This window comes from Bacillus sp. 3103sda1, assembly GCF_024159135.1.
Taxonomy (GTDB): Bacteria; Bacillota; Bacilli; order Bacillales; family Bacillaceae_G; genus Bacillus_A; species Bacillus_A rhizoplanae.
In genome coordinates this window covers 4,236,304-4,249,836 of the sequence record NZ_JAMYWS010000001.1, presented here as the reverse complement: position 1 = coordinate 4,249,836, position 13,533 = coordinate 4,236,304, and the positions used below count along the sequence as shown (strand labels likewise).

The window sequence follows — 13,533 nt, the reverse complement described above, 5'->3', positions numbered from 1 at the left end:
AAGAATGTATGTTCCTTTTCGGCGTTTTGTAGTATCATAAAGGAAAGAAGGAGGTGAAAGTGATGGAGAAAGAAGAAGAATATGTAACCTATCAAATTTGGATCAAAAAAGGTCATAAATTATACCCTTACTTCCTAGAAATGTGTCAAAACGCAAAAAATCTCTACAATACAACAAACTTCTACATCCGCCAAGTGTATACAGCCTTACGTACGGATCAACCATTACAGCCACTTCAACAAGAAGTTCTTCATACATTACAAGCACATATTGAAATCATGAATGAAAATCAACTTCGTGCGTACCAAAAACGCGTGCAAAAACAAAAAGAAAAACCTGTTAAAGAACAGAAAGACATAAAATGTAACTTGTTTACATTCCCGACAAAAGAGAAATCGTTCCTATCGTATCATTTCTTAGATTGCTTGTTTAAAACAATGAAGCAACAAGATTATATGAATTTGCCAGCACAAACGAATCAAGCAGTTATGAAGAAGTTATATCAAAACTGGAAATCATTCTTCGCTTCCATCAAGGCATACCAAAAACAGCCTTCCACTTTTACGAGCAGACCTCGCATTCCAAAATATATCAAATCTTCTATGAGAGAAATTGTATTCACGAATCAAGTATGTAAACCCCAAGATAAATACATTCGTTTTCCAAAAACAAGCATAAAATTAAATATTGGTAAATTGTTTGGGCGAATTGGCAATCTCAAAGAGGTACGTGTTTCTCCTGCCTACGGGAAATTTAAGGTGGAAATTGTAACAGAACAATCCGATTCTGTATTTAAGTATGTAGACAATAGGCGCTATATGAGTATTGATTTAGGAATCAATAACATTGCAACCATCGCAACGAATACAGGGGCCGTTCCTGTGTTAGTAAAGGGCAATGTGATTAAAAGTATCAATCAATACTACAACAAACAAAAGGCTCATTTACTGGGTATTCTTCGTCATGGAAAAGAACCAAAAGAAGGACCACATACATCAAAACGTTTAGAGAGGCTTCATGAGAAACGGTTTCTCAAAATAAAAGATATCTTCCACAAAATGAGTTACCACGTTGTTCAGATAGCGATTCAACAGGAAATCTCTATGATCGTGATTGGGAAAAATACATCATGGAAACAAAACAGTGCTATGGGAAAACAACAGAATCAATCCTTTTGCCATATCCCACATAGTCTACTTATTGAAATGATCAACTACAAGGCGAGGCGACAGGGCATCATGGTACAAGTTGTGGAAGAATCGTATACAAGCAAAGCATCCTTTCTAGACAATGATGCGATTCCCATTTACGGTGAGGAAGACATCCATGTATTCAGTGGAAAACGTATCAAACGTGGCTTATATCGTACGAAAAAGAACAAACTACTGAACGCAGATGTGAATGGTGCCTATAACATCTTAAAAAAAGCAGTTCCAAGGGCATTTGTCGATGGAATAGAGGGGTTGTGCCATCAGGCAGCAGTGTCAACTCCACTCGTGTTAAGCATCTTTTAAAGGTGATACATGAGAAACCCCCACTTCAAAATACGAAGGAGATAAGTGGCGGGAGTTTTCATAGATAATGATTCCACATTTGAAGGTGAGAAGACAGTAATTGTCTCTTAAATTCTGAGCAAATAAGGGAACGTGAAAAAACTTAAAAAGACCTCGTTATTTTAAAATATTGATAATTCTACAACTGCTTGAAAAGTAAAGAGAAAACGACTAATATAGGAAAGTGACTTTGTTAATTTTTTATGACAAATTTCGTAACATTTTTCAAACTTAATTTTTTATTTTGTCTAGATTGTGAAAAAGTCTACATTCTTAGCATTTAAATTGTTTTAGCATTATTTTTGCTATTTTTACTATCTATATAAAGAAGATTAATTTTTTTATTTTGTCTAGATTGTGAGAAAGTCTACATTCTTAGCATTTAAATTGTTTTAGCATTATTTTTTATTATTTTTTACTATCTATATAAAGAAGAGGGTTGTGATTAGGGTGAAGAAGCCAAAAATCGTAGTTCTAGGCGCAGGTTATGGCGGAATGATTACTACTGTTCGTCTGCAAAAAACATTATCTGTAAGTGAAGCTGAAATCACATTAGTAAATAACAACAGCTATCATTATCAAGCAACTTGGTTACATGAAAGTGCAGCTGGTACGTTGCATCATGATAAAGTTCGCTTAGACATCAAAGATGTAATCGACACAAACAAAGTAAACTTCGTGCAAGACACAGTTGTAGAAATTAAAGCAGCTGAAAAGCGCGTTATCTTAAAAAATGGCGAGCTAGAGTATGATTACTTAGTAATCGGTCTTGGTTTTGAATCTGAAACGTTTGGTATTAAAGGATTAAAAGAGCATGCATTCTCTATTGCTAACATTAATGCAACTCGTCAAATCCGTGAGCATATGGAGTACATGTTCTCTCTATATGCTTCAGAAAAACGTGACGAGTTAGTTACAATCGTTGTCGGCGGTGCTGGATTTACAGGTATCGAGTACGTAGGTGAACTTGCAAACCGTGTTCCTGAGCTTTGCAAGGAGTACGATGTTCCTCGTGAAAAAGCACGCATCATCTGTGTTGAGGCTGCTCCAACAGCGCTTCCTGGTTTCGATCCAGAGCTAGTTGAGTACGCTGTAAAACAATTAGAGAAAAAAGGTGTAGAATTCCGCATCGGTACAGCAATTAAAGAAGGAACTGAAGAAGGTATTCTTGTTGCAAACGGTGACGATGTAGAATTACTGAAATCTGCAACTGTAGTTTGGGCTGCAGGTGTTCGCGGTAACGGTATTGTAGAAGAGTCTGGCTTTGAAGCAATGCGCGGCCGTGTAAAAGTGGACGAGTACATGCATGCTCCAGGTCATGAAGAAGTATTCATGGTTGGTGATGCAGCGTTAATCATTAACGAAGAAATTAACCGTCCATACCCACCAACAGCACAAATTGCAATTCAACAAGGTTATAACATTGCACATAACTTAGCTGTTCTTGTTCGTGGTAAAGGCGAAATGCAGAAGTTTGTATTCGATAACAAAGGTTCTGTATGTTCATTAGGTCATGACGATGCAATGGGCGTTGTAATGGGCAAAAAATTAACTGGTTGGAAAGCTTCATTCATGAAGAAAGTAATCGACAACCGTTACCTATTCATGCTTGGCGGACCTTTATTAGTTCTTAAAAAAGGTAAGTTAAAGTTATTTTAATACGTAATGTAAAGCAGAAATGGCTGTAAGCTGTTTCTGCTTTTTTTATTTTAGTTTTACTGAATATTCTAAAATAGGTGAAGACCTTTCACAAAGAGTACACATTTCCCAACATTCTCCTTTCGAAAGCTTTATCCCGCTATTCGCGGGCAGTAAAACCCCCACTGACGGAAGTTTCACTTTATAGTATAATGAAAGAAAAGAATGAATATTCTGTTCGTTTGATTGGAAGGGGTTTGCAGTGATGAGTAAGCGAGGAAATGTGTGGCTAGCGGTAAGTGGTCTCGTTATCACAGCAGATGGAAGATGGCTGGTCGTTAAGAAAAAATATGGTGGATTAAAAGGGGAATGGTCATTGCCCGCGGGTTTTGTGAACGAAGGAGAAACAATCGATCAAGCAGTGCAGCGTGAAGTATTAGAAGAAACAGGAATTGCCACAAGTGTAAAAGGAATAATGGGTGCACGATCTGGCGTGATACGCGGTGAGATTAGTGATAATATGATTATTTTTCTTTTAGAGCCAAAAGGAGAAGACATTGTCGTTCAAGAGCGAGAATTGTATGAGGGAGCGTTCCTATTTCCAGAGGATATTGTAAATGATGAAAATGCCTCAGTGTTAATTCGTTATTTGTTAGAAGCGATGCCAGCACCGCTTTTAAAAATGGACGAGACGTTAAATCCAGGGGAACAGTTTGATTATACGGTATATAACGTTTTTGTAGGAAGAGTAGATTGATAAGTAAGAAAGGGTGAAGAAATCATGAGCATACCTGTTTTATTAATCTCAATGATGTTATTTTTAGTCTTATTTTTTGGAATTGGCTTTTTATTAAATATGATTTTACGAGCAACATGGGTGATGGTCGTTGTATATCCGCTTATTTGTGTGTTTATTATTGATAAAGTTGATTTCTTCGATTATTTTGTACAGCCGAAAGAGGCTTTCTCTTCATTAGGAACAAGTTTTCTTCATCTTGGACAAGCTGATATTATGATTTTATCAACTGGATTAGTTGGTGCTGCTTTATCTGGTGTTGTGATCAAAACATTGCGGAAAAATGGGTATCAAATGTTTTGAGGATCCTTTCTTAGAAGCTTTTTTAGAGTTGTCTAGCTTCAGCGCTTGTCATTGCTAAACAGGACACTTACGTTTTTCATGCGTATTTTCTTCATCGTTTAGGGAACAATAACGATGAAGGAGTGTGAAAAATGATAAAACGATTTAGCATTCGCATGATGATGGTTTGCTTATTTTTAGTTGCATTATGTGTAACTTGGCAAGCTGTGTCAGGAATCTCTCTTTCTGAAATAATTCATATGTATAAGAAAAATGAAGTGAAAGAAGTTCACGCAGCTGAGCAAAGTGAGCAAGCGATTCCAAGTGCCACAGTCATTCGTGCTTTAGAGAATGAAAAAGATTGGTCAAAATATCGTTCGATGGAAGTTATGGCAACAGGATATACAGCTGGCAGAGAGTCAACAGGGAAGACAAAAGGACATCCTGAGTATGGGATTACATATTCCGGTGTAAAAGTAAAACGGGACATATATTCAACAATTGCGGCTGATTTGCGCGTATTTCCGATTGGAACAATCTTGTTTATTCCTGGCTATGGCTATGGTGTTGTAGCGGATAAAGGCGGTGCTATTAAAGGAAATCGACTTGATTTATATTATGAAACCGTGCAAGATGTATACAGTCAATGGGGAAAGAAGACAGTGAATGTTTACATTGTAAAAATGGGAAATGGAAAATTTACAGAACAAGAGTTAACACTTTTAAACGAAGCGGAACCGATGCAAGTGTTTCGCGGACAATATTTAAACCAACGATAGTCTAGACGCTTATAGCGCTAGACTTTTTTTCATTCTCTTGTCATCATGAAATAGAGGGGAAAGAAAATATAGCAAAGGGAGAGCATATATGGAAGACTATCCTTTAGCGTATTATGAGTTTTTCATAAAGTATAACGAAGGCGATTATTATACGTGTCATGACTTATTAGAAGAAATGTGGCTTGAAGATCGGGGGAATTTGTTTTTAAAAGGTTTATTGCAAATGGCAGTCGCTCAGTATCATTACAGCTATGGGAATATAAAGGGAGCACGAATGATGATGGAAGTAGCGGAAGAATATTTAACTCCATATTGCCCTGTTTATTGGAATTTGAATGTTGAAAAGGTCGTACACTTTATTCAATTGTGCCGCAAAATTTTACCGAAAGAGATAAATCGAATTCCATACGAGCAAGTTCAGAATTTGCCGCAGCTCCCAGAGTTTATTTTATATATGGAAGAAGTTTGAATTGTCGCATTTTCACGAAAATAAAGCTATAATAGAAACAGAAAAAATCTGGGGGTGCTAGCATGTTTCAAGTACAAAAAGAACTAGCAAGTCATGAAGCGGTAGTTGTTGCCTTATTTGAAGATGAGGTAATGAGTAGTTTTGTAAAAGAATTAGATCAAGCGTTTGATGGACATATACAAGTGCTATTAGGCGAAAAAGAAATTTCTCCGAAGAAAAAAGTGATTTCTAAAGTACATAGCTTAGGGAAAACAAATGTAAAGCGTTACTATTTTGTCGGTCTTGGCAAAAAAGACAGATGTACAACAGAAACATTGCGCGGTGCACTTGGGAAATTAGCGAGAACGTTACACGGTGCAAAAGTAAAAAATGTCGCATTTGTATTAGATTCATTCATCACTGAAAAAATGGACGCAATTGATGTAGCGCATATTGCAGCAGAAACTTATTTACTTGGTACATATGAGTTAGTAACATATAAAACGGATAAAAAAGAAGCGCATCAATTAGAAAGCTTTGTTGTTGTTACAGAAGAAGATCCGCAAGAGATTGAAGCAGCATTAACGGTTGGTTATGTACATGGACGTGCTACAAATTCTGCGCGTACGCTTGTGAATTTGCCGCCAAACGTATTAACGGCAACTGCTTTAGCAGACTATGCAGTTGATCTGGCAGAAAAATATGATATGGACTATAAAGTGCTTGAGAAAGAAGAGATGGAAGAGCTTGGAATGGGTGCGCTTCTGGCGGTCAACCAAGGCTCCGCAGAACCGCCAAAAATGATTGCTCTTTTATATAAAGGTAAAGAAGAGTGGACAGATGTAATCGGCTTAGTTGGTAAAGGTATTACATATGATACAGGTGGTTATTCTTTGAAACCGCGCGAAAGCATGGTTGGTATGAAAGGCGATATGGGCGGCGCAGCAGCTGTTCTTGGAGCGATGGAAATTATCGGTGAGCTTCGCCCAGAGCAAAACGTAGTTGCGATTATTCCTTCTACGGACAATATGGTGAGCGCAACTGCATTTAAACCAGATGATGTGATTACCTCAATGAGCGGTAAAACAATTGAAGTATTAAATACAGATGCAGAAGGCCGCTTAGCATTAGCTGACGGTATTACGTATGCGAAAAAGCTTGGTGCAAATTATCTTGTTGATGTTGCGACATTGACAGGCGGTATTATCGTTGCTCTTGGAAACCATACAACAGGTGCAATGACAAATAACGAAGCATTTTATGAGCAAATGTTAGAAGCAGCGATGGAAACGGATGAGCCAATTTGGCAATTACCGATTTTTGAACGTGATAAAGAGCGTGTTCGTAACAGTAAATTTGCAGATTTAAATAACTCACCAGGACGCGATGGTCATGCAATTATGGCAGGAACATTCCTTGGAGAGTTTGCAGAAGAAACACCTTGGGTGCATTTAGATATTGCAGGAACATCTGATACAAAGAGCGTACACGACTTAGGTCCAGTTGGTGGAACAGGCGCGATGGTGCGTACATTAGCAACATTTGTTGAACGTTTTGGGGAAGAGTAAATGAGGAAAGGATTGGCAGATGCCAGTCCTTTTTTTAGATTATTGCCAATGTTTTCCTTTGGTGAACAAAGAGTTAAATGTTGTAAAAAGATAAAAAATATTTGAGGGAAGCGCTATTTTTTTCATATAATGGGATTATGTCTATTGAGAGGAGAGAGCAACATGAATTGGAAAAAAGAATATGAACGCTGGATTTCCTTTGCGAATTTAGATGCAGAGTTAAAGCAGCAACTAGAAGCAATGCAAAGTGATGAAAAGAAAATTGAAGATAGTTTTTATAAAGATTTAGAATTTGGTACAGGTGGTATGCGCGGGGAACTAGGTGCTGGCACAAATCGTTTAAATGTGTACACTGTCCGCAAGGCAACAGAAGGTTTAGCCCGTTTCATTGAAAACCAAGGTGAAGAAGCAAAAGCACGCGGCGTTGTTGTCGCATATGATTCTCGTCACAAGTCTCCAGAGTTTGCGATGGAAGTAGCAGCAACACTAGGTGCTCATGGCATTAAAACATATGTATTTGAAAGCCTACGCCCAACACCAGAGCTTTCTTTTGCAGTACGTTATTTACATACATGCAGTGGAATCGTTCTTACGGCAAGCCACAATCCGCCTGAATATAATGGCTATAAAGTGTACGGAGATGATGGCGGGCAATTGCCTCCAAAAGAAGCGGATGAGTTAATTCATTATGTAAATGATGTAAGTGACGAATTGACAGTAGAGGTTGCTGATGTAGAGCAATTGAAACAAAATGGTCTCTTACAGATCATCGGTCAAGAAGTTGACGATGCGTATTTAGAACAATTAAAAACGGTTATTCTTAATAAAGAGCTTGTGAAGGAAGTTGGACAAGATTTAAAAATTGTCTTCTCACCTTTACATGGAACATCTAATATTCCGGCTCGCCGTGGTTTGGATGCAGTTGGGTTTAAAAATGTAACGGTCGTGAAAGAACAAGAACAGCCAGATCCAGACTTCTCAACAGTAAAGTCACCAAATCCAGAAGAACATGCTGCATTTGAATTGGCAATTCGGTACGGTGAAGAAATTGATGCAGATGTATTAATTGCAACAGATCCGGATGCTGACCGTCTTGGTGTAGCAGTTCGTAATCATGATGGCCAGTATCAAGTGTTGACAGGAAATCAAACAGGTGCTTTAATGTTGGATTACTTATTAACACAAAAGAAAGAACAAGGTATTTTACCGACAAACGGTGTTGTATTAAAAACAATTGTTACATCTGAATTAGGACGCACAATCGCAAAAGCTTACGGACTTGATACAATCGATACGTTAACTGGCTTTAAATTCATCGGTGAAAAGATTAAGCAATATGAAGCGAGCGGAGAATATGAGTTCCAGTTTGGTTATGAAGAAAGCTACGGTTATTTAATTCGCCCATTCTGCCGTGATAAAGACGCAGTACAGTCTGTATTATTTGCATGTGAAGTTGCTGCATATTATAAAGCGCAAGGTAAAACATTATATGATGGTTTGCTTGAAGTATTTGAAAAGTACGGATATTTCCGTGAAGGACTTGTTTCCTTAACGTTAAAAGGAAAAGATGGAGCAGAGCAAATTCAAAATATGATGACATCTTTCCGTGAAAATAGACCGACAGAAGTGGCTGGCTTAGAAGTAACGATTGCGGAAGATTATAAAGCGAGCGTTAGAACAAAAGTAAAAGAAGATGCGACAGAAGAAATTGAATTACCAAAATCAAATGTATTAAAGTATTATTTGGCAGATGGATCTTGGTTCTGCCTGCGACCATCAGGAACAGAGCCGAAGATTAAGTTTTACTTTGGTGTACAAGGAGATTCACTACAACATAGTGAAGAGAAGCTTGAAGCGATTAAAGAAGATATTATGAATCGTTTTTAATATGAGTAAAGAGGGGGAATATTTTCCCTCTTTTTTTTATTTTATTTATGTTTCTATAATAAAGACAAGAAAGATTATGAGATAAGCATGAAATTTCTCTTATTCTGTGATAGAATTTTATATCGTGTGGGATAAGTATACGCTTTCAAATTGAAAGTTTGTGTAAGAAATGAAAGTTTAGAAGAATTACGTTCTATCTATACGTCAAGAATGGCGAGTTAATATCGGAATATTCGGAATGTTTGAAGAAGAGCCCGGTTGATTCAACTGATCATCAGTGCAGGAGAATTTCCACTGATGAAAGTTTCATTTTCTATCTAGGTTTAATTCATAAAAAGAGAGTTGAGTGTATGAAAGCATCTACTAAAAATTATGTGTTTTTACATGCAGCCTTTTTTTTATACTCTATCATAATGGTGTATATGAAATGGGCGGCAAAATTTTCAGTTACTTCAATTAGTTTTTTCTTAGCTTACATGGGACTTATTATTCTTTTGTTTGGATATGCAATTATTTGGCAGCAAGTAATTAAACATTTTGAAATATCTAAAGCGTATTCACATCGAGGGATTATTATTTTATGGGGACTTCTATGGTCCGTAGTATTTTTTGGAGATGTCATAAAATGGAATAATTTACTAGGTGCAGCTATTATCATAATTGGAATTGTTGTGGTGACAAGAGATGAATAAATTTGTACTGCTTTATATTTTCGGGATTATTTTGGCGAACTATTCCCAAATTTTATTAAAAAAAGCAACGTTAGCTGTTTATGATAAGAAATGGAAGGAATATGTAAATCGTTATGTAATTATTGGATATTCTTTATTTGTGATAAATGCGGGTTTAAATGTAATTGCGATGAAAGGTGTCCCGTTAAAGCAAGCACCTGTTTTAGAATCGCTTAGTTATGTTGTTATTTTAATATTCAGTTGGTATTTTCTTGGTGAGAAAATCACGAAAAGAAAAGTAATCGGAAATATTATTATCATTATAGGAATTGCTGTGTTTTGTATGCAGTGAGAGGAGTGTATTTCTATAATAAGTAGTGTTAATTTAAGACAAATAATATAAATGGAGTGTTATGTTGTATGGTAAATAGGAAAAAGATACTTTTTTCTTTTTTTGTAGTTTTTTGTGCAGTTTTGTATGTATGCCTGACGGGATCTACTCATACTGTAAGCAAAAGTCTTGCTTATAGCAATTATAAGATGGTTGATTTAGCCGAGGGCGATGAATTACGACAAGAGTTTCATTTTGATGGGGAAAACCCAAAGAATTTGTTATTACCTCTTACAAGCGAAAGTTATCATAAAAATGCACTATTGGAGTATGAACTTTCGGTTAAAGGAAGAGTAGTGAGTAAAGAGACAATCGATTTGAACAAATGGGGTGGAGAAGACTATATTAAAGATCCTCATTTTAAAAGTAGTATCATAGTTCCTATTCCAAAAGATCTAGATAATGATGTTGTCTTAAAAGTGAAAATCGTGAAAGCGGAGAATGGTGAAAAAATTGGTATTCGTACTGGGGCATCATTATCATCAGATGGAAAATTGATTGTTAATGGTAAAGAAGATAAAGGACAAGCAGTAGCAGCTAAAATATTATACGATCAGCTGGATTGGCTAAAAATTAGACAAGCTACAATTACTGCATTAGTTGCCCTAGTTGTTTTAGCTTTAATTGGGAAAAATACAATTAAGAATTTTGTTGTTGTGGCTGGAGCAATGGGGATTATGTTTAGTTTTAATAATCCGCTGTTTGAAGCAACTGATGAGAATTTTCATTTTGCAAAAGCTTATGATATTAGTTTAGGGCATCTTCTGTCTACGAAACAAGGTGATAAAGTAGGCGTTAACTTGCCAGAAAATATAGATGACATGCCACGACCAAATCAATTTGAGACAACCTATGGATTGCTTGCAAATGGCGAAAGATACGATAGAGCTAAGAGCGAGGCTTGGGATACGTATACCTTTGCAAATAAAACAAAATTTGTCGAGCAACCGACAACGGCTGTTTATACACCAATTCCATATATTCCACAGGCTCTTGGTTTGTTTATTGCTAATATATTAGGTTTAAAAGCTTTTAGCGCTTTGATGTTAGGAAGAATTTTCAACTTAATTGTGTATATTGCCTTGACTGCAATGGCGATAAAAATAATTCCAAGATTGAAAAATACGCTAGCGTTTTTAGCTGCATTTCCGTTATTTGTATCATTAGCTGCATCATTTTCGGCTGATGCAATGTTGATGGGGTTAACTTACTTATTTATCGCTATTATATTACAGAAACTTATGTGTTCGGAAAAGGATGTATTACGAGTTAAGGATTTTGTTATTCCAACCTTGTTATTAATCCTTATTGTATTGTGTAAATTTACGTATTGGCCATTATCATTCTTAATGTTTTCATTTGTTGGACGAGACCTATTCCGTACGAAAATGCAAGGTATTACTTCTTTCCTTATGCTTGCAGGTATATCTGGTTTAATGATGAGTTCTTGGAATTTATTTGTAATGAAGTTTGTTGGAACAATTAATCCAAATGAAAAAATTAATCCAGTTGAGCAATTGAAATTCATGTTTGGACATCCAGTTGAGGCTATGAAAACATTCTTTGGAACTTTTGAAAACGGAATGAGTACGTGGCTGACCATGTTAAATCAAGTTGGATGGGTAACGCACTTACTGAGCGGTATTGTAATTATTAGTTTGGTTGGGCTTGTTATGACAGCAATCTTTGATTATACAGAAGATAAGTTTAAATTACGCAACTTCGATTATGGGATTTTTATTTTAACAAGTATAAGTATAATTGGACTAGTTATGTTAAGTTTATATTTGACTTGGTCTGAAGTAGGTGCAGATTTTATAAGTGGGCTACAAGGAAGATATTTCTTACCTATTTTACCAATTATATTGTTCATGTTTAATGAAAAAATGAATGTGAAACAGCATTCGGAGTTAACTGCACAAAGGTCAGCAAAGTTAGCATGTTGGATGTTGTTGTATGCAAATGTTTTTATGTTAGGTTATTTATATTAAAGTGGAGTGGGGGATTACTTTTGTTTAAAAAGAAGCTCATTATTATTCCTGCCTATAATGAATCAACGAACTTAATTCATGTTGTAGAGGATATAGAAACGAATGCACCGGATTTTGATTACGTCATTATTAATGACTGTTCAAAGGATGATACAGAGCAAATTTGTAAAGATAATAATTTTAACTACGTCAGTTTGCCAATTAATTTAGGAATCGGCGGAGCGATGCAAACGGGGTATAAATATGCGCAGCGCTACGGTTATGATATTGCTGTACAATTTGATGGTGATGGTCAACATGATGCTGCCTATTTAGGCGTTCTTCTTCAGACGATGGAAGAAAAACAGGCGGATATGGTGATTGGTTCACGTTTTATTAATAAAGAAGGCTTTCAGTCTTCCTTCACAAGAAGATTAGGAATTCGTTTCTTTGAAAAGTTAATTAAAGCTGTATCTGGAAAAATAATCACAGATGCTACTTCTGGATTTAGAATGGTGAATCGCGATATTATTAATGAATTTTGCGATTACTATCCAAAAGATTATCCAGAACCAGAAAGTATTGTTTCTGTATTAAGAAATGACTATAAAATAGAGGAAGCCCCTGTACTTATGCGAGAAAGAATCGGTGGCACATCTTCAATTGTAAATTACAAAGCAATTTATTATATGATTAAAGTGACACTTGCGATTACAATCGACAGATTAAAACCTAAACGAAAGGAGAATGCTTCATGACAATTCGCCTTCAAATATTAATTATTTTAGGTGTATTAGTAGGATTGATTATTTTTACAAACTTAGTGCGTAAAGAGAAATTAGACCTGAAGTATGTACTAACATGGTTTGGCGTTTTAATCGGTATTCTCATCATTGGAATCTTGCCAAAAACGATTAATGTTGTATCGGATTTATTAGGCGTTGCAACGCCAATTAACGCATTGTTTTTCTTCGGATTTATATTTGTAACATGTGTATTGTTCTTTTTAACGATTGTTGTTTCAAGATCTTCTGCTCGTATTAAAGAGTTGACGCAAATCGTAGCGATTCATCAGCATGAAAATGAAAAAATGAAGAAAAAATTGGATAACTATTATAAAGAAGAGAACCAAAAAGTGACTATGTAATAAAGCGAAATTTTTATCGTAGCGCTTTCCCTACTGATGGTTAGTTGAACGAATCGGTCCCTAACAGGAAATCTAACTTTTTGGATTGCTCAGGACTTTGAGTTGAGGGCCTATTGCCTATTAGAGTGGGATAAAGAGAACAAAAAGGAGTGAATCTTGTATTCACTCCTTTTTGCATGCGTGTAATTCAAACTCATTTAGGTAAATATAAAGTAGGGATATTATGATTATTGGTGATGTTTATATAATAATTAGGGTTGCTTCATTTTCTTACTATTTAAGTGGATTTTTTCGTTGGAAAAGTATAGTAAATTCTTATTTTATTGAAGTAAAAAGAATGAAGAAGTAACGGCAGGAGCATATGGTAATGCTAGAACAAAGCATGTTACATGATGTGCGCTTT

The 13,533-nt window shown here is 35.9% G+C and carries 13 protein-coding genes; all 13 read left to right on the top strand.

Annotation, left to right across the window (positions count from 1 at the left end; all coding sequences use genetic code 11):
* The first annotated feature begins 62 nt into the window (after window positions 1-62).
* Complete coding sequence (locus NKR74_RS21325) at window positions 63-1,514, top strand: RNA-guided endonuclease InsQ/TnpB family protein (protein WP_253630763.1); 1,452 nt, start codon at window positions 63-65, stop codon at window positions 1,512-1,514.
* Window positions 1,515-2,003: 489 nt separating this feature from the next.
* The gene (locus tag NKR74_RS21320) at window positions 2,004-3,212 is read left to right on the top strand and encodes an NAD(P)/FAD-dependent oxidoreductase (protein WP_098309259.1); all 1,209 of its coding nucleotides are present in this window, start codon (window positions 2,004-2,006) and stop codon (window positions 3,210-3,212) included.
* 244 nt (window positions 3,213-3,456) lie between these two features.
* Window positions 3,457-3,948, top strand: a complete 492-nt coding sequence (locus NKR74_RS21315; protein WP_098309258.1) for an NUDIX hydrolase — start codon at window positions 3,457-3,459, stop codon at window positions 3,946-3,948.
* A gap of 24 nt (window positions 3,949-3,972) precedes the next feature.
* Window positions 3,973-4,290, top strand: a complete 318-nt coding sequence (locus NKR74_RS21310) for a YuiB family protein (RefSeq protein ID WP_098309257.1) — start codon at window positions 3,973-3,975, stop codon at window positions 4,288-4,290.
* A 131-nt stretch (window positions 4,291-4,421) separates the two neighbouring features.
* Window positions 4,422-5,048, top strand: a complete 627-nt coding sequence (locus NKR74_RS21305) for a 3D domain-containing protein (protein WP_253630762.1) — start codon at window positions 4,422-4,424, stop codon at window positions 5,046-5,048.
* 88 nt (window positions 5,049-5,136) lie between these two features.
* The gene (locus tag NKR74_RS21300) at window positions 5,137-5,517 is read left to right on the top strand and encodes a DUF309 domain-containing protein (RefSeq protein ID WP_098309255.1); all 381 of its coding nucleotides are present in this window, start codon (window positions 5,137-5,139) and stop codon (window positions 5,515-5,517) included.
* A 62-nt stretch (window positions 5,518-5,579) separates the two neighbouring features.
* Complete coding sequence (locus tag NKR74_RS21295; RefSeq protein WP_253630761.1) at window positions 5,580-7,064, top strand: leucyl aminopeptidase; 1,485 nt, start codon at window positions 5,580-5,582, stop codon at window positions 7,062-7,064.
* 162 nt (window positions 7,065-7,226) lie between these two features.
* Window positions 7,227-8,951 (top strand): phospho-sugar mutase, encoded by a 1,725-nt coding sequence (locus NKR74_RS21290; RefSeq protein ID WP_098309253.1) that lies wholly within the window; start codon window positions 7,227-7,229, stop codon window positions 8,949-8,951.
* Between the two features lie 350 nt (window positions 8,952-9,301).
* Entirely contained in the window at window positions 9,302-9,643 is a 342-nt protein-coding gene (locus tag NKR74_RS21285; protein WP_098309252.1) for an EamA family transporter, read from the top strand.
* Window positions 9,636-9,974, top strand: coding sequence for an EamA family transporter (locus NKR74_RS21280; protein ID WP_098309251.1), 339 nt, complete (start codon window positions 9,636-9,638; stop codon window positions 9,972-9,974). The genes NKR74_RS21285 and NKR74_RS21280 overlap by 8 nt, the downstream gene beginning before the upstream one ends.
* Before the next feature lie 68 nt (window positions 9,975-10,042).
* Window positions 10,043-12,004 carry a DUF2142 domain-containing protein gene (locus NKR74_RS21275; RefSeq protein ID WP_098309250.1) on the top strand — a complete coding sequence of 654 codons (1,962 nt, stop codon included), beginning with the start codon at window positions 10,043-10,045 and terminating at the stop codon, window positions 12,002-12,004.
* A 20-nt stretch (window positions 12,005-12,024) separates the two neighbouring features.
* Complete coding sequence (locus NKR74_RS21270; protein WP_098309249.1) at window positions 12,025-12,741, top strand: glycosyltransferase family 2 protein; 717 nt, start codon at window positions 12,025-12,027, stop codon at window positions 12,739-12,741.
* Window positions 12,738-13,130, top strand: a complete 393-nt coding sequence (locus tag NKR74_RS21265; protein ID WP_098309248.1) for a DUF2304 domain-containing protein — start codon at window positions 12,738-12,740, stop codon at window positions 13,128-13,130. Before NKR74_RS21270 ends, NKR74_RS21265 begins: the two co-directional genes overlap by 4 nt.
* Window positions 13,131-13,533 lie beyond the last annotated feature (403 nt).